The organism is Myceligenerans indicum, from assembly GCF_016742955.1.
GTDB classification, from domain to species: Bacteria; Actinomycetota; Actinomycetes; order Actinomycetales; family Cellulomonadaceae; genus Myceligenerans; species Myceligenerans indicum.
The window spans coordinates 22021-39216 of sequence record NZ_JABBYC010000002.1 but is presented as its reverse complement, the minus strand read 5'-3'; the positions used below and the strand labels follow the sequence as shown (position 1 = coordinate 39216).

The following is a 17196-nucleotide window of genomic DNA, read 5'->3' as shown; positions in this document are numbered from 1 at the left end:
GTCCGTCGAACGGTCGGCACGATTGGCCCGAACGGCCAGGGACCGATCGGCCCGTTCACCAGTCCACCGTCCGCCTACCGTCGCACCCATGCAGACACGTCTCAGCGTGCCCCAGGGCGCGGCGCTCACCATCGGTGCCATGCTCGGCACCGGCGTCATCTCGCTCCCCGCGCTCGCGGCGGGCGTCGCAGGCCCGGCGTCGCTCGTCGCCTGGGCGGCGCTCGTCCTGCTGTCGATCCCGCTCGCCACGACGTTCGCCGCGCTCGGCGCCCGCCACCCCGACGGCGGCGGTGTGGCCACCTACGCGCGTCTCGCGTTCGGGGAGCGGGCCTCCACCATGGTGGGCTGGGCGTTCTACGCGACCATCGGCGTGGGCGCCCCGGCCGCCGCGGGCTTCGCCGGCGCCTACGTGGCCGACGCGACCGGTGGCGGCACGTCGACCGCGCTGGTCACCACGGTCGCCATCATCGCGCTGTGCGCCGCGATGAACTGGTTCGGCCTGCGGGTGTCCGGGACGGCGCAGCTCGCGATCGCCGGCGCCGTGGCCCTCCTGCTCGCCGTGGCGGTCGTCGTCGCGCTGCCGCACACGGATCCCGGCAACCTCACGCCGTTCGCGCCCCACGGCTGGGCCGCCGTCGGGCCGGCCGCGGCCCTGCTGGTCTGGGCGTTCGCCGGGTGGGAGATCCTGGGCTCGCTGTCCGCCGAGTACCGTCGCCCCGCCCGCGACATCCCGCGCGCCACGGCGATCGCGGTGGCCACGGTCGGTGTGCTGTACCTGGGCGTCGCGTTCGCCACGGTGGCGGTGCTCGGCCCCGCCCCGGGGCCCGCGCCCCTGTCGGACCTGCTCGTGCTCGGGTTCGGGGAGTCGGCACGGCCGGTCACCACGGTGGTGGCAGTGCTCCTGACCGTCGGGGCCATCAACGTCTACTTCGCGGGCGGCAGCCGGATGGGCGCCGCCCTCGCCCGGGACGGAGGCCTGCCGGCCTGGCTCGCGTCCGAGCCGGGCCGGACACCCCGTCGCTCCCTGGCCCTCATCACCGCGATCGCACTGGGAGCGACGGCGGCGCTCGCCGTCCTGCGCCTGTCCACCGACACGATCGTCCCGATCGCCACGGCCACGTTCTCGCTGCTCTACGTGGTGGGTGCGGCCGCGGCGCTGCGGCTCCTGCCCCGGTGGGGCGTGGGCTGGTGGTGCGGGGCGGTGTCGCTCCTCGCGGCCCTCGGGCTGCTCGTGATGACCGGTCCGCACATGGCCGGCCCGGTGCTCGTCGCCCTGGGGGGTCTCGCCTGGACGAGCCGGCGCGGGCGCCGGGCACGGACGACGCCGCACCTCCCGGCGCCGGTGACCGGAGGGACGGCCGCCTCCGCGTCGGCTCCCGTCACGAACGCAGCAGCTTGCCCAGCTCCCGGACCCCTGGCCGGATCGAGCTCGTGACCGCACCGCCGAATCCGAGTGCGATCCCGTCGCGGTGCGGGCCCACCGCGAAGGCGCCGAGGGACTCCAGCGCCACCGACCGCCGTCGTGCACGAGCCACCAGGTTCGCCGAGCCGACCAGGGCTTCGGTGCGCAGGTAGGCCGCCACGTGCAGGCCGGCCGCCGACGGGACCACATCGAGGGGGAGCTCGGTGAGCGCGTCCATCAGGATCTCGTGCCGCTCGGTGTAGTGCGCGGACGCCTTGCGGACGTGCCGGGCGAGCAGCCCGTCGTCGATGAACCGCGCGAGCGCCGCCTGCACGTGCACGGCGCCGTGGCCGTCGGTGAGCTGCCGCGCGGCCAGCAGCGCGTCGCGGATGGACGACGGCGCCACCAGGTACCCGGCGCGCAGGCCCGGCAGCAGGGACTTCGAGAACGTGCCCACGTAGATCACGCGGCCGTCCCGGTCCAGCGCCTGCAGGGACTCCATCGGGCGGCGGACGCGGCGGAACTCGCTGTCGTAGTCGTCCTCGATGATCGCCGTGCCTGCTCGTGCGGCGTGCGCGAGGAGGGCGCGGCGCCGGGGGAGGGACAGCGGCATCCCGACGGGGAACTGGTGCGAGGGGGTGGTGTAGACGAGGCGGGCCCGGGCGGGGAGCTCGGACACGACCAGGCCCTCGCCGTCGACCGGCACGGGCACCACGTGCGCGCCGTGCAGCGCGAAGAGGTCCCGCGCCTCGGGATATCCCGGGTCCTCCACGGCGACGACATCGCCCGGCTCCAGCAGCACGCGGGCCACCAGGTCGATCGCCTGCTGGGTGCCGGTGGTGGCGATGACGTCGTCGGGCTCGGCGCGGACTCCGCGGGAGCCGGTCACGTACCGTGCGACCGCCTCGCGGAACCGCGGCAGTCCCGCCGGCCCGGCGTAGGTGCCCGACCCGGGACCACCCGCGCGCGACTCGGCGGCCAGGAGACGGCGCCAGGTGTCGAAGGGGAAGAGCCCGGCGTCGGGGATACCGACCCGGAAGTCGTGCGCCGCGGCGGGCTGGTCACCGCTCGTGGCGTGCGGGGTCCAGCGCCAGCCCTCCCGCGGGCGCAGGGCACCCGGGCCGCGCCGCCGGGGCGGTGCGTCGCGGGCCGCCTCGGTGGCGAAGGTTCCGGACCCGGTCCGGGTCTCGAGGAAGCCCTCGGCGACGAGCCGTTCGTACGCGGTGGCGACGCTGGCGCGTGAGACGCCGAGGTCCCGCGCCAGGTCGCGGGTGGAGGGCAGCCGTTCACCGGCCGGCACGCGGCCGGCGGTGAGGGCGGCACGCAGAGCCCGGTAGATGGCGTCGGTGCGCCCGGTCCGGTCACGGAGATCGACGGCGAGGTCCACGTCCTGAAGCTACCGGCCGGAGGCGATCCAGGGCCCCGTGCCCTCCGACCTGTCGATGACGCCGTCCTCGAGCCAGCGGACCCGGCCGTCCATCACGGCCCGGGCCAGGCGGGTGTCGGTCCGGTCCGTGGAGGACGTCAGCCCGCGGAAGCGCTCGGCCACCCGCAGGCGAGCCTGCTCGCAGAAGGCGTCGGCGAGCCGCACCGCGCCGGCGCCCGTGGCCGGGTCCTTGCTCCGCATCGCCTCCGCACGCGTGCACACCGCGGACATCGCGAACAGCTCGGCGCCGATGTCGACGATGCGTCCCAGCAGCGCCTGCTTGTGCTCGAGGCGCGCCTGCCAGCGAGCCATCGCGTAGAAGGTCCGCCGGGCCAGGGACCGGGAGGAGCGCTCCACGAAGCGCAGGTGCCGGGCCAGCCGCCCGAACTCGCGGTACGCGCGCGGCCGCGCCCCGTCGCCGGTCACCAGGGTCGGCAGCCACCGGGCGTAGAACCTGCTCGCCCCGACCGCCGCGTGGGCCCTGGCCAGCAGGTCGGCATCGCGCGAGGCGAGCTCGCCGGCGGCATCCAGGTGGACGTCCACCGCCTCACGCGCGATGAGCAGCCGCATGATCTCCGAGGAGCCCTCGAAGATCCGGTTGATCCGCATGTCCCGCAGCAGCTGTTCGGCGGGCACGGCCCGTTCGCCGCGGGCGGCGAGGGAGTCGGCCGTCTCGAACCCCCGGCCCCCGCGGATCTGGACCAGCTCGTCGGCGACCCGGTACCCCATCTCGCTCGACCACAGCTTGGCCAGCGCAGCCTCGATCCGCACGTCCTTCTGCCCGGCATCGGCGAGCGCCGCGGACAGCTCGAACACCGACTCGAGGGCGAACGTCGTCGCCGCGATGAACGCGAGCTTCGTGCCGACCGCCTCGTGCTCCCCGATCGGCCGGCCCCACTGGACGCGGTTCGCCGACCACTGACGGGCGATGCCCAGTGCCCACTTGCCCGATCCGGCGCAGGTCGCGGGGATGGAGAGCCGTCCGGTGTTCAGCGTGGTGAGTGCGATCTTCAGGCCCTGCCCCTCACGGCCGAGCCGGTTCGCGGCCGGCACCCGCACCTGCTGGAAGCGCGTGACCCCGTTCTCCATCCCGTGCAGCCCCATGAAGTGGTTGCGGTGCTCGACCCTGATCCCCGGGGTGTCGGCCTCCACCACGAACGCGGTGATGCCCCCGCGGCCGCCGTCGTGCGGCGGAACGGCCGCCATCACGACCAGGAGCTCGGCGATCGGCCCGTTCGTGGTCCAGAGCTTGGTGCCGTCCAGGAGGTAGGCGGAGCCGTCCTCGGTCGGGGTCGCGGTCGAGCCCATCCGGGCCGGGTCGGAGCCGACGTCGGGCTCGGTGAGCAGGAACGCGGAGATGGCGCCCTCGGCGCACCGGGGCAGGTAGTGCTGCTTCTGCTCGGGAGTGCCGAACATCTTCACGGGCTCTGGCACGCCGATCGACTGGTGGGCCGAGAGCAGCGCCCCCAGGCTCGGGTGGACCGAGCCGATCAGCATCAGTGCCCGTCCGTAGTCGACGAGCGAGAGCCCGAGGCCGCCGTACTCGCGCGGGATCTTCATGCCGAAGGCGCCGATCCCGCGCAGGGCCGCCACCGCGTCGTCGGGGATGTGGTCCTCACGCTCGATCCGGGAGCCGTCGATCGTCCCGCACACCTCGGTCAGCGCCTCGAGGAACGCCGCGCCGCGCTTCGCCTCGTCCGGGTCCGGCACGGGATACGGATGGATCAGGTCCAGATCGAAGGAGCCGAGGTAGAGGCCCTTGGCGAAGCTCGGTCGTGCCCACTCGCGCTCGCGGGCCTCCTCGGCGACCTCACGGGCCTTGCGCTCACCCGGTGTCGGGGACTGATGCGCGGCGTCGGCGCTCATGACGGATCCTCCCGATGGGCCAGTGGAACGGGACTCCTGCTCGCCGCGGCGCGACCGGCGCGCCGTGGGCCACCGACGATCACGTCTCGGGGATCGCGCCCGAGGCGGACTCCAGATGAGCGCGGATGAACCAGTGGAACTGCTCGAGGTCGTGCAGGTGCCCGATGAGCAGGTCGTTGGTGACGTCGTCGAGGCCTGCCGTCGCGTCGGCCGCCTTGCGGTGGGAGGAGATGACCCCGTCGTAGACGTGGTCGAGTGCGGTCAGGTGCTCGATCGCCGGAGCGCGCCCGAGCTTGTAGTCCTCCCACCCGCGGGCCGCCGCCAGCGCTCCTGGAGTACCGATGGGGGCGACCCCGAGGGTCGCGATGCGTTCGGCGGTCTGGTCGGCCATCTCGCGTACCGCGTCGACCTGGGGGTCGAGCATCTCGTGGACGCCGATGAAGTGGGATCCCACCACGTTCCAGTGCACGTGCTTCAGGGTCAGGTGCAGGTCGTTGAGGCAGTGCAGGCGGTCCTGCAGGATCTCGGCGACCTCGGCGCCCTCTTCCGGCGTCAGGGACGGGACGGTGTAACGCGGCAGCTTCGGGGACATCACGGGACCTCTTTCTCGGCCGGCTCGGCGGGCCGAAGGCGGCCCCGGGGCCTCTCCATCGTCACGCGCACGGCCACCGGTCGCCAGTGCGGGGTGTCACGCCGGAAAGGTCACCGTCCGCCGTCGGCGAACCCGGAAATTGAGCGGGGTCGACTCAAGTTGTACCGGGCGTATATCCGCTTCGAGGAGGACGAACATGACCACCACCCTGACCCGCTCCCCGTTCACCGAGGCCTGGATCCGTGATCTGCGGGCCCCGATCCGCACGAACGCCGACCGTGCGCGCCCTGCCGCGGACGTCTACCGCGACGGCGAGGACCTCGTCGCGCGCCTGGACCTGCCGGGGATCGACCCGGCCGAGGACGTCACGGTCGAGATCGAGGGCCGCAGGCTCGTCGTCCGCGGCGAGCGCAAGGACCAGCGCGGCGAGGACGCCGAAGGGCGCCGGATCTCGGAGGTCCGCTTCGGCGACTTCCGCCGGGTCGTCGCCCTGCCGAAGGCCGTGGACGGCGACGCCGTCCGCGCGTCCTACGACGCGGGCGTCCTGACCGTGACGGTCACCGGCGTCTTCGCCGGCACGACGCCCCAGCGCATCGAGGTCACCACGGCGGCCTGACCTCGCGCGCGACATCGAGAACACGACATGCGGCGACGCCCGGTCCATCGACCGGGCGTCGCCGCGTGCTCGCTGCTTGCGCCTACTCCCGGCGGGCGAGGTGGGGCACCACGAACCAGAGCACCACGAACACCAGACCGACACCGCCGGCGGCCGTCCAGGCCGCGACCGGCCCCACCACGACGTCGAACACCAGCAGCATCACGGCCGCCGACACGATCCCCAGCAGCGCGAGGCCCAGGCGTGCGCACAGGTCGGCCATCCGTACCAGCCACGCCCGCTTACGCCGCCGGAACAGCACCCGGTGGAAGGCCACGGGGGCGACGATGACGCAGGTGGTCAGCACCGCGCCGACCAGCACCCCCAGGTACAGGGCTCGCTGGTGGGTCTCCAGCGTCTCGAACCGTGCCGAGAAGGGCACGGTGAGCAGGAACCCGGTGAGGATCTGGACGCCGGTCTGCATCACGCGAAGTTCCTGGAGCAGCTCCTGCCAGTTGCGGATGAGCTGCTCCGGGGACGGCTTGTGGTCCGGGATCGGCATGATTCGACGGTAGCCCAGGGGCCCTGCCGTCAGCCGCTGACGCGAGGTCCCGTCGAGGCGCGGGGGACCAGCCGCGGCGTGACCACGTGGCCGCCCTTGGTAGTTCTGCCGTCGATCGCGGCGAACAGCAGTTCCGCGGCCTGCCTGCCCAGTTCCTCCAGCCGCATGTCGACGCTCGTGAGCTGGGGGCGCGCGTTCACCGCCAGGATCTCCCAGTTGTCGTGACCGGTGACGGCGACGTCGTCCGGCACCTTGCGGCCGGACTCGCGCAGCGTGTCGAGCACGCCACGGGCGATCTGGTCGCTGCCGCAGATGATCCCGTCGACGTCGGGATGCTGGTTGATGACGAGGCCGGCCGCCGTACGGCCCCACTCCTCGCTCCAGGTGCCGTAGAGCGGCTCAGAGGGGACCACCTCGGCGCCGTCGCGGTCGAGGACCTCCCGGGCCCCGGCGACCCGGTCATGGGCCGCGCCGTACTCCGGGTCGCCGGTCACCAGCGCGATGCGCCTGCGCCCGCAGGCGAGCATGTGTTCGGCGACCAGCCGGCCGCCCGCGACGTTGTCCGTGACGATCGATGTGTCACGCGGGTCGGTGGACGGGGCGTAGGCGTACACGACGGGAACTGGCAGCGTCCCGAGGGACGACCGGGGGTCCGGACGTGCCCCGACGACGATCAGTCCGTCGACGCGACGGCCCAGCAGCGCCTGGAGGTGGTACCGCTCACGAAGTGCGTCCCCGCGCGCGTCGCACAGCAGGACCGACGTGCGCCCGTGCCCCGCCGCGTCCTCGGCGCCCATCAGCGTCGGGATCGAGAACCGGCCGTCGAGGTCGTGGGTGACGAGACCGATCGTGCCCGACCGGCCGGTGAGCAGGTTCTGGGCCATGGCGTTGGGGGAGAACTTCAGCTTCTCAGCAGCCTCGAAAACCCGTGCGCGAGTTTCGGCCTTCACCTGACTGCGCCCGTTCAAGGCTTTCGAAGCGGTCGCGATCGAGACACCGGCCATCTGCGCAACGTCGGCAAGGGTGGCTTGTTTGCGCTTCTGCTCAGGTTTTCTGGGCATCCTGTCTCCTTGGTCGTGCCTCCGGCGACGACATCTTCGTTGGCCGTGACCAGAACTATACCTCTCGGCGATCGTGGATCGAAGGTTGACGCCATCGAGCGAAAGCTTCTACGATACCGAAAAGGCTTTCGGCCTAGACCTCACGAACGTGACAGGTTCGATGACGAACCACGAGGAGAGCACGATGACGTACCGGAATCTTCGACTGATGCGAGGTGCCGCCGCCGTGGCGGCGGCCGGCCTGACCATGACAGGTCTCGCGGCCTGCTCCGGCAGTGGGACCGCGGACCGGTCCACTGAGATGTCCGCGACCGGGACCGATGACGGGACGACCCTGACGATGTGGACCCGCGCGCCGCTGGAGCGCCAGGCCCGTACCCTCACGGACGCCTACAACGCGTCCCACGAGAACCAGGTCGACCTGGAGATCGTGCCCAACGACGACATGGAGGGCAAGGTCGGGGCGGCCGCCACCAACGGCGAGCTCCCCGACCTCCTGGCCGGTGACGTCGTGCGCCTGCCCTACTGGGTGTCCAACGGCTTGTTCACGGACCTCACCGCGCAGATCGACGGCCTGGACTTCGCCGACGACATCTCACGCGGGCACGTCGACGCCGGCACCGACATCGACGGCAACAAGCACACCGTCCCGTTCGTCACCGACATCTCGGTGATGGTGTGGAACAAGGACCTGTACCGCGAGGCCGGACTCGACCCCGAGCAGGGCCCGACGACGATCGCGGAACTCCGCGAGCAGGCCGAGGCGATCTCCGCCTTGGACAAGGACGGTGTCTCGGGCACCTACTACGGGGGCAACTGCGGTGGCTGCCTGGTGTTCACCTGGTTCCCGTCGATCTGGGCCTCCGGTGAGGAGGTGCTGTCGGAGGACGGTCGTGAGTCACTGCTCGCCTCCGACGCCGCGCAGGAGGTCTACGACACCTACGCGGCCATGAACGACGCCGGCGTCGTGGGCGCCGGGTCCGAGGAGGAGACGGGCGCCACCTGGACCGCACCCTTCTCCAACGGCAAGGTCGGCGTGATGCAGTACCCCAACACCGCCGTGTACGCCGCGAAGGAAGCCGGGATCGATGTCGGCGTCGGGGGCATCCCGGGCGTCGACGGGGGTCGATCGACCTTTCTCGGTGGCGACGCGATGGGCATCTCCAGGGACTCCGAGCACGTCGACCAGGCATGGAACTTCCTGGCCTGGATGATGTCCGACGAGACCCAGCTCGAGGTGGTCGCCAAGAACGGTGACGTCCCGGGCAGGAACAGCCTGCTGGACAACTCCTACGCCCAGGAGGACCCGCTGGCGCTGACCATGAACCAGCTCGTGGCCGACGGGCGGACCCCGGTCGCGGACTACTTCTCGGAGGCCTTCAACGCGGCCAACAGCCCGTGGCTGACGCTGGTCCGCAACGCCACCTTCGGCAGGACCGGCACGGTTGACGAGGACAACGAGGCCATCACGGCTGTCCTTGGCCAGTGAGATCCGCCCGCGGCGGGGGCACCGGCCCCCGCCGCCCCGGGCGGGAGCCCGGACACCTGAGGAGTGAACATGTCCACCACTACGTCCCCCCGGCCCGGCGTCGCCGCGGACATCCCCAGGCGCACGGGACGGCGCCGGCTACGGCGCCACCGCAGCGCCCTGCACGGGTGGTTCTACGCGACCCCCACCGCGGCGCTCGTCACCGTCCTGTTCCTGGTCCCGCTCGTCCTCGTGCTGTGGATGTCCGGCGCGGACTGGACGCTGCTGGGAGGGAACTCGGGCGCCAACTTCCCCGACAACTTCGTGGAGGTCGTCGAGAACCGGCTGTTCTGGCCGTCGGTCTGGTTCACGCTGAAATACACGGTGATCACCACGGCGATCCTGATCTCGATGGCCCTCGGGCTGGCGATGCTCGTCCAGGAGAGCACACGGTGGCGTGGGTTCCTGCGCACGGCCTTGCTGGTCCCCACTGCCCTGGGGCTCGCCTCGGCGTCGCTGCTCTTCTACGCCCTCTACTCCCCGCAGGTGGGGCCCGTCTCGCCGGCCCTCGACCGTCTCGGGCTGACCGACGCGAACGTCAACGTGCTCGGCACCACGGACGGCGCGCTGTGGTCGACGGTGATCCTCATCGTCTGGCGGTTCGCCGGGTTCTTCATGCTTCTGCTGCTGGTGGGCCTGCAAGGCATCCCGCACGAGGTGTACGAGGCGGCACGGATCGACGGGGCGCGGACCTGGCAGATCTTCGCCCGGATCACGCTCCCGCTGCTGCGTCCCTCCCTGGCGCTGAGCACGATCCTGTGCGTCACGGGATCACTGCTCGCCTTCGACCAGTTCTTCATCCTCACCAAGGGCGGCCCCGACGGGTCGACGATGACCGTGGTTCAGCTCATCTACAGCCTCGCGTTCGAGTCCAAGCGCGACCTGGGGATGGCCGCCGCCTTGTCCGTCATCGTGCTCGCCGCCCTCGTGATCATCAACATCGTCCAGCTCAAGACGCTGCGGCGCTCGCCGGACGAGTGACAGGAAGCCCATCATGACCCGACTCAACCGCATCATCGGCCGCACACCCTTCTACGTGCTGACCGGCGGGCTCGCCCTCATCTTCCTCTACCCCATCCTCTGGACCTCGGTGTCCTCGGTGTCCCCGCAGCCGGGCTCACGGCAGGTCGACGGCTTCGGCTGGGGCAACTACCGGACGCTGCTGGAGTACCAGGACGGCGTGTGGCACTACCTGGGCAACTCGGTCATCATCTCGGCCGTGGCCGTGGCCACGACCCTGGTGGTGGCCACCCTCGGCGGGTACGCCTTCGCGCGCTTCCGGTTCCCCGGCAAGGACATGCTCTTCCTGCTGACCCTCGCGATCCTCATGGTCCCCTACGCGACGGTGCTCGTCCCGCTCGTCATCTGGCTCAAGGCCCTCGGGCTCAACGACACGCTCGTCGGCGTCGGGCTGGTCCTGGCCGTCTTCCAGCTCCCCTTCGCGACCTTCATGATGCGCATCGCCTTCGAGGCCGTGCCGCGGGAGATGGAGGAGGCGGCGCTGGTCGACGGCTGCGGCACGTTCTCGGCGCTCTGCCGGGTGCTGCTGCACGTGGTCAAGCCCGGCCTGATCACGATCGGGCTGTTCGCGTTCCTCGCCGCCTGGAACGACTTCATGGTGCCGCTGTACCTGGTCAGCGGCGACAACCAGCCGCTGCCGCTCGCGCTGGTGAACATGCGGCAGCAGGTGATGGGCGTCATCGACTACGGGGCCACGCAGGCCGGCGTCGTCGTACTGACCGTGCCGTGCGTGGTGCTGTTCCTCGTGCTGCAGCGGCACTACGTCAACGGATTCATGTCGGGAGCTCTGAAGGGATGAGAATGACCACGACTGCGACGAGGCGACCCGCGCCGGTGGTTCCGGCCCATGGCGCCCTGCGCCCCCTCGGGCTCGACGAGGTCGAGTTGACCGACGGGTTCTGGGCCGAGCGTCAGCGCCGTAATGCCGAGGTGTCCATACCGCACTGCGACCGGTGGGAGACGAAGGTCGGCTGGATCGACAACTTCCGGCACGTGCTGGACGGGCAGGTGGAGCGGCGGACCGGCCGTGAGTTCGCCGACTCCGACGTCTACAAGCTGCTCGAGGCCATGGCGTGGGAGGCGGGCCGGTCCGGCGACGCCGAGCTCGACGCACGGATCGAGCAGATCGCGCTCCTGGTCGAGGCCGCCCAGGACGACGACGGCTACGTGAGCACCAGGTACGGCCGGCCAGGACAGGAACCGCGGTACTCCGACCTGGCCTGGGGGCACGAGCTGTACTGCTTCGGCCATCTGATCCAGGCCGCCGTCGCACGGCTCCGCACCGGGCACGACGACTCGGACGACACGCTGGTCCGGGTGGCACGCCGCGCGGCGGACCACGTCTGCGCGGAGTTCGGGCCGGGTGGGCGCGACGGAGTGTGCGGGCACCCGGAGATCGAGGTGGCCCTGGTCGAGCTCGCCCGGGCTACGGGCGAACGGCGGTACCTCGACCAGGCGCGGCTCTTCCTGGACCGCCGTGGCCGCGGCACGCTGCCCGACATCGAGTTCGGCCGCTCCTACTACCAGGACGACCGGCCGGTGCGTGAGGCCCAGGTGCTGCGCGGCCACGTGGTCCGCGCGCTGTACCTGGCGGCCGCCGCGGTCGACGTGGCGGTCGACACCCACGACGACGAGCTCCTGGAGGCGGTGCGGGGCCAGTTCGCCCGCACGCTGGCTCGCCGGACCTATCTCACCGGTGGCATGGGATCTCACCACCAGGACGAGGCCTACGGCGACGACTTCGAGCTTCCGGCGGACCGCGCCTACAGCGAGACGTGCGCCGGAGTCGGCTCGGTGATGGTCGCCTGGCGCCTCCTGCTCGCCACCGGCGACGTGAGCTGGGGGGACGTGGTCGAGCGGACGCTCTACAACGTCGTGGCCACCTCGCCCTCGCGCGACGGCGACGCGTTCTTCTACACCAATCCCCTGCACAAGCGGGAACCGGGGGAGCCTGCCGATCCGGACCGCGCCAGCCCGCGGGCGCTGTCCCGGCTGCGGGCGCCCTGGTTCGAGGTCTCGTGCTGTCCGACCAACGTCGCGCGGACCCTGGCCAGCCTGGCCGGGTACGTCGCGACCGTGTCGGCCGAGGGCGTGCAGATCCACCAGCACGTCGGCTGCCGGATCGCGACGACCCTGGAGAACGGCGAGGCCGTGCGGCTGGAGGTGCTCACCTCCTATCCGGACGACGGCTCCGTCGTCGTCCGCGTCCTGGAGGCGCCCGCCGGTGACCTGACGCTCTCGCTGCGCGTGCCCGAGTGGTCGGTCGGCCGGGCGACCCTCGACGGGCGCGCCGTGGACGGTTCGACGGCGTCGGTCCGCCGGAAGTTCGCGGCGGGCGACGAGATCTGCCTTCAACTCGACGTCCGGCCTCGTCTGACGGCCGCCGACGACCGTGTCGATGCCGTCCGCGGTTGCGTGGCCGTGGAACGAGGCCCCGTGGTCCTGTGCGCGGAGTCGGCCGATCTGCCCGCGGGGACGCACGTGGACCGGGTTCGCCTGGCCGCAGAGGCCGTACCCCGGGACGACAGCGGCAGCGGCGGCGGGGTGCGGGTGGACGGGCTCCTCGTCGAACGTGCCGACCGATCGTGGCCGTACGGACCCCCGGGGGACCCCGAGCCCGGTGATCGGGTGGAGCTGCGACTGGTGCCCTACCACGACTGGGCGAATCGCGGGCCGAGCACGATGCGGGTGTGGCTCCCGCAGGCCCGCTGACCCCGCGGAACGCCGACCACGGGCCCGGGAGACTGCGGCTCGGCAGCCGACGGCTCAGGCGCGGCCCCGGGCGAGGCGGGAGGGCCACCAGATCGCACGGCCGACGTCGTAGGACAGCGCCGGCACGAGCAGGGAGCGCACGACGAACGTGTCCAGCAGCACGCCGAACGCGACGATGAACGCGATCTGCGCCAGGAAGAGCACCGGGATCACGGCGAGCGCCGTGAAGGTGGCGGCGAGCACGAGTCCGGCGGACGTGATGATGCCTCCGGTGAGCCGCAGGCCGCGCAGCACGCCCTCGCGGGTGCCGTGGACGAGTGACTCCTCACGGACGCGGGTCATGAGGAAGATGTTGTAGTCGATGCCGAGGGCGACGAGGAAGACGAAGCCGAACAGGGGGACGGCGGGGTCGGCGCCCGGGAATCCGAGGACGTGGTCGAACACGACGCCGGCCACGCCCATCGCGGTGCCGAAGGACAGGACCGTGGTGAGGGTGAGCAGGACGGGGGCGAGGACGGCGCGCAGCAGGAGCATGAGGATCAGCAGGATGACGGCCAGGACCACCGGCACGATGAGGGTGCGGTCGCGGATCGAGGCGTCGTTGGTGTCGAGATCGGTGGCGGACTCGCCGCCCACGAGCACGCCGGGCAGGGCGGTGGCGTACGTGTCGCGCAGGTCGCGGATGGTCTCCTCGGCGGCTGCCGAGTCGGCGGCGTCGGTGAGGGTGCCCTGGAGCAGGACCGCGCCGTCGGAGACCACGGGTTCGGGTGCCGGGGTTCCGGGCGGGCCGAACGCGCCGATGCCGTCGGTGGTGACGGGAGCGGTCGAGCTGGGGGTGTCGGCGGTGACCGACACGGCGGCGATCCCGTCGTCCTCGAGCAGGACGTCGGCAGCCTCCTGCAGCTCGGCCTCGGGGGCGACGACGTGGACGGGGCTGCCGGAGCCCGCGGGGAAGTGCTCGGCGAGGCGGTCCTGTCCGGTGCGGGCCTCGGAGCTGCCGAGGACGAGTTCGGACTGGGGTACGCCCGAGGCCTGGAGCTGGGTGATGCCGAGGCAGCCGAGGGCGAGGACGGCGGCCGTGGTGACCCAGACGGTCCGTGGCCGGGTGCGGACCGCCCCGGCGACGCGTCCCCACAGGCTGCGGTCGGCGGCGCCGGCGGGTGCGGCGCCGGGGTCGTGCCGGGGGATCCGCGGCCAGAACGCCGCCCGGCCGAGGGCGAGCAGGATCGCGGGCAGGAGGGTGAGCGCGGCGAGCATGGCGAACGCGATCCCGATGGCGGCGACCGGGCCGAGCGTGCTGTTCGACCGCAGATCGCTGAGCAGCAGGCACAGCAGGCCGGCGATGACGGTGCTGCCCGAGGCGAGGATCGGTTCGAACGCTCCGCGCAGGGCGCGCCGGGTGGCGGTCCACCGGTCCGGGGTGTGCACGAGTTCGTCGCGGTAGCGGGCCACGTACAGCAGTGCGTAGTCGGTGGCCGCCCCGATGACGAGGATGAACAGGATGCCCTGGGTCTGCCCGCTGAGCAGGAGGACGCCCGTGTTCGCGAGCTGCCAGATCGTCAGCAGGGCGACGCAGAGAGCGAACAGGCTGGTGGCGAGCACGGTGAGCGGCAGCAGCAGGGACCGGTAGACGATCACCAGGATGACCAGCACCGCGGTCAGCGCGACGCCGAGCAGCAGTCCGTCGATGCCGGCGAACGCCCCGGTCAGGTCGCTCGCGAAGCCGGCCGGACCGGTGATCGCGACCTGGACGTCACCGGGAGCCGCGCGGGTCAGGGTGTCGCGCAGCTCGGTCGTGGCCTCGGCGATGTCGGCGGACCCGGACAGCGGTACGAACGCCTGGGCGGCGTCCCCGTCGTCGGAGACGATCGCGGGGGAGACGGTGCCGTCCACGGCGTCCAGGCTCTGCGCGGCGGCGAGGCCGCCGTCGATGGCGGCCACGTCGCCGTCGGTGAGGCCGGCCGGGGCGGTGAAGACGATGACGGCGGGGATCGCGTCGCCCTCGGTGAAGCCGGGAAGGAGCTCCTGGACCTGTGTGGCCTCGGCGGTGGTGGGGAGGTAGGCGGTGCGGTCGTTCGACGACACCTCGTCGATGCGGCCGAAGAAGGGCCCGCCGACGGCCGCGCCGGCGAGCCAGATCAGGATGAGCGTCGCGGGCAGGGTCACGCGGAGCCACCGTGGCACGCGGGTGGTCGGTGGTTCCGAACCGGCGCCGGGCGTCGTCGGGGCGAGCCGGCCGGTACCGGTGTGCTGGGGAGACATGGGGTTCCTCGTGGTCAGGGGCGTGGTGACCGGAGGATCACGCCGGTCACCGATTTAGCTAGCCAGGCTAGTGATCAGCATAGGGCATGGGGTCGCCCGGCTGCGCGGCCGGCCTCCGCCCGCGGCCGGCCCGACCCCCTGATTCCCGCGTGCGGCGGCACCCGACGAGTTCGCCGGGCGGTGAGCCCGGCACCGGGGTACTTTCGAATTCCGGCGCGTTCACGGGCGCCGCACATCATGTGAGGACCGTCGAGAGTAGGGCTGATCATGGACTTCTGGGATTTCTTCTGGTTGATGATCTACGCATTCTTCTTCGTGGCCTATCTTTTGGTGCTGTTCCAGATCGTCGTGGATCTTTTCCGCGACAAGGAACTCTCGGGATGGTGGAAGGCGCTGTGGATCCTCTTCCTCCTCCTCGTGCCGCTGCTCACGTCGCTCGTCTACCTCATCTCGCGCGGCCGGGGAATGGGGCACCGGCAGGCCGAGGCCGTGGTCGAGGCACGCCGGGAGACCGAGAGCTACATCCGTGACGTCGCCACGGCGTCCCCGGCCGACCAGATCGCAGGTGCGAAGGCGCTCCTCGACAGCGGCGCCATCACCCAGGCCGAGTTCGAGAGGCTCAAGGCGAAGGCGATGGTCTGAGGGCCGGCTTCAGCCGGCCACCGGACCGTGCCCACCGGACCGTGCCCACCGGACCGTGCCCACCGGGCGTGCCGCATGCCGCCCGGTGAACGGCGCACGGACGCGGCCGGTGGGCACGGAGAGGCAGGGATGTCATGAACGAGGAGGCCGCAGCGGCCGCGGGGGGTGTGCCACCCGATGTCGCCGCTCGTCTGGCAGCACTGGAACGGGAGAACGACCGGCTCCGGCAGCGCCTCGGCGAGACGCCCGCCGCGCCCCAGGACTCCCCCCGCGGTCCGGTCCGCCACCGCTCACGGGCATCGGCCGCCGTGATCCTGATCGCCCTCGGCGCGATCCTGGCCCCGGCCGCCGTCGTCTCGGCCTGGGCGGAGCGGACACTGACCGACACCGACCGGTACGTCGCGACCGTCGCGCCCCTGGCGGACGACCCAGCCGTGCAGTCTGCCGTCGCCGGCAGGCTGACCGAGGCCGTGATGGAGCGGATCGACGTGGACGCCGTCGTGGACGGCGTCGTGGACGGGCTCACCGACCGGGACCTGCCGCCCCGTGCGGCAACCGCACTCACCACCCTCAAGGCTCCGCTGACCAGCGGAGTAGAGTCGTTCGTCCGCCAGACCGCCGACCGCCTCGTGCAGAGCGACGGGTTCCGGTCCGCGTGGGACCAGGCCAACCGTGTCGCGCACGAGCAGTTCATCGCCGCCATGCGGGGGAGCGGGGGCGACGTCCTCCAGGTCGGCGAGGAGGGCCAGCTCACGATCCAGCTCGCCGGCCTGATCGACCTGCTCAAGCAACGCCTCGTCGAGCGCGGCTTCGGCCTCGCGGACAACCTGCCCACGATCGACGCCACGTTCACGATCGTGCAGACCACCCAGCTCGTCGAGCTGCGCAACCGCTACGCCCAGGTGGTGGCGCTGGGGACCTGGCTGCCCTGGATCGTCCTCGTGCTGCTGGGCGCCGGCGTCGTCGTCGCGGTGCACCACCTGCGCGCCCTGCTGGTCGCCGCCCTCACGCTCGTGGCGGCGATGCTCGTCCTGGCCGCCGCCCTCGCGGTCGCCCGCGGCCTGTACCTCGACGCGCTCGGCGGACAGGTCGCCCGGCTGGACGCCGCCGAGGTCGCCTTCGACCAGGTGGCCACGTTCCTGCGCGCCACCTTGCGCACCGTGGGGGTGCTCGGCCTCGTCGTCGCGCTCGCGGCCTACCTCGGCGGGGCCGGCGCCTCGGCACGGAGCCTGCGCGGTGGCCTCGGCAAGGGCCTCGCCGCGACCCGCACCTGGGCCGAGGGGAGAGGTGTGTCCTCCGGCCCGTTCGGCGCCTGGCTCGCCGGGCACCGAGGCTTCGCGCGCACCGTGGTCATCGCTCTCGCCGCGCTGGTCCTGCTGCTCGCCTCGAGTCCGACCCCGGGCCTCGTCATCGGCGTCGCCCTGGCCGCCGGCCTGCTCGTCATCGTGATCGAACTCCTCGCCCGGCCCCCGTCCACCGTCCGCGACGACCCGTCCTGACGCCGCCCCGCGTGCCAACCACCCACCGA

General features: G+C 72.1%; 14 protein-coding genes. 8 read left to right on the top strand and 6 right to left on the bottom strand.

What is annotated here, in order from left to right:
* Positions 1-88: 88 nt before the first annotated feature.
* Positions 89-1435, top strand: coding sequence for an APC family permease (locus HGK34_RS02440; protein ID WP_201844990.1), 1347 nt, complete (start codon positions 89-91; stop codon positions 1433-1435).
* Here HGK34_RS02440 and pdxR read toward each other — a convergent pair.
* The 3 genes from pdxR to HGK34_RS02425 all read right to left on the bottom strand — a co-directional run bounded on the left by pdxR (position 1380) and on the right by HGK34_RS02425 (position 5286).
* The gene (pdxR, locus tag HGK34_RS02435; protein WP_201844989.1) at positions 1380-2789 is read right to left on the bottom strand and encodes a MocR-like pyridoxine biosynthesis transcription factor PdxR; all 1410 of its coding nucleotides are present in this window, start codon (positions 2787-2789) and stop codon (positions 1380-1382) included. The two genes, HGK34_RS02440 and pdxR, sit on opposite strands and share 56 nt — an antisense overlap.
* A gap of 9 nt (positions 2790-2798) precedes the next feature.
* Positions 2799-4694: an acyl-CoA dehydrogenase family protein gene (locus HGK34_RS02430; protein WP_201844988.1), complete on the bottom strand. Its 1896-nt coding sequence runs from the start codon at positions 4692-4694 to the stop codon at positions 2799-2801.
* A 79-nt stretch (positions 4695-4773) separates the two neighbouring features.
* Positions 4774-5286 carry a Dps family protein gene (locus HGK34_RS02425; RefSeq protein ID WP_201844987.1) on the bottom strand — a complete coding sequence of 171 codons (513 nt, stop codon included), beginning with the start codon at positions 5284-5286 and terminating at the stop codon, positions 4774-4776.
* A gap of 196 nt (positions 5287-5482) precedes the next feature.
* Between HGK34_RS02425 and HGK34_RS02420 the strand changes: the two genes are divergently transcribed.
* Positions 5483-5902: an Hsp20/alpha crystallin family protein gene (locus tag HGK34_RS02420; protein WP_201844986.1), complete on the top strand. Its 420-nt coding sequence runs from the start codon at positions 5483-5485 to the stop codon at positions 5900-5902.
* An 82-nt stretch (positions 5903-5984) separates the two neighbouring features.
* Here the strand turns inward: HGK34_RS02420 and HGK34_RS02415 are convergent, their stop codons facing one another.
* Both HGK34_RS02415 and HGK34_RS02410 read right to left on the bottom strand, forming a co-directional pair.
* Entirely contained in the window at positions 5985-6443 is a 459-nt protein-coding gene (locus tag HGK34_RS02415) for a DUF6328 family protein (RefSeq protein WP_201844985.1), read from the bottom strand.
* A 29-nt stretch (positions 6444-6472) separates the two neighbouring features.
* Positions 6473-7504: a LacI family DNA-binding transcriptional regulator gene (locus HGK34_RS02410; RefSeq protein WP_201844984.1), complete on the bottom strand. Its 1032-nt coding sequence runs from the start codon at positions 7502-7504 to the stop codon at positions 6473-6475.
* A gap of 160 nt (positions 7505-7664) precedes the next feature.
* Between HGK34_RS02410 and HGK34_RS02405 the strand changes: the two genes are divergently transcribed.
* From HGK34_RS02405 to HGK34_RS02390, 4 genes are all read left to right on the top strand, one after another.
* Positions 7665-8993: an ABC transporter substrate-binding protein gene (locus HGK34_RS02405; RefSeq protein ID WP_244666333.1), complete on the top strand. Its 1329-nt coding sequence runs from the start codon at positions 7665-7667 to the stop codon at positions 8991-8993.
* A 69-nt stretch (positions 8994-9062) separates the two neighbouring features.
* The gene (locus tag HGK34_RS02400) at positions 9063-10013 is read left to right on the top strand and encodes a carbohydrate ABC transporter permease (protein WP_244666332.1); all 951 of its coding nucleotides are present in this window, start codon (positions 9063-9065) and stop codon (positions 10011-10013) included.
* A gap of 13 nt (positions 10014-10026) precedes the next feature.
* Positions 10027-10851, top strand: a complete 825-nt coding sequence (locus HGK34_RS02395; protein WP_201844983.1) for a carbohydrate ABC transporter permease — start codon at positions 10027-10029, stop codon at positions 10849-10851.
* Positions 10848-12764, top strand: a complete 1917-nt coding sequence (locus HGK34_RS02390) for a glycoside hydrolase family 127 protein (RefSeq protein WP_201844982.1) — start codon at positions 10848-10850, stop codon at positions 12762-12764. The genes HGK34_RS02395 and HGK34_RS02390 overlap by 4 nt, the downstream gene beginning before the upstream one ends.
* Before the next feature lie 54 nt (positions 12765-12818).
* Here the strand turns inward: HGK34_RS02390 and HGK34_RS02385 are convergent, their stop codons facing one another.
* On the bottom strand, positions 12819-15026 hold the full coding sequence (locus HGK34_RS02385; RefSeq protein ID WP_201844981.1) for an MMPL family transporter: 2208 nt from the start codon (positions 15024-15026) through the stop codon (positions 12819-12821).
* Between the two features lie 267 nt (positions 15027-15293).
* On the opposite strand from HGK34_RS02385, the gene HGK34_RS02380 reads away from it, so the two are divergent.
* Entirely contained in the window at positions 15294-15668 is a 375-nt protein-coding gene (locus HGK34_RS02380; protein ID WP_201844980.1) for an SHOCT domain-containing protein, read from the top strand.
* Between the two features lie 134 nt (positions 15669-15802).
* Positions 15803-17167: a hypothetical protein gene (locus tag HGK34_RS02375; RefSeq protein WP_201844979.1), complete on the top strand. Its 1365-nt coding sequence runs from the start codon at positions 15803-15805 to the stop codon at positions 17165-17167.
* Positions 17168-17196: the final 29 nt, after the last annotated feature.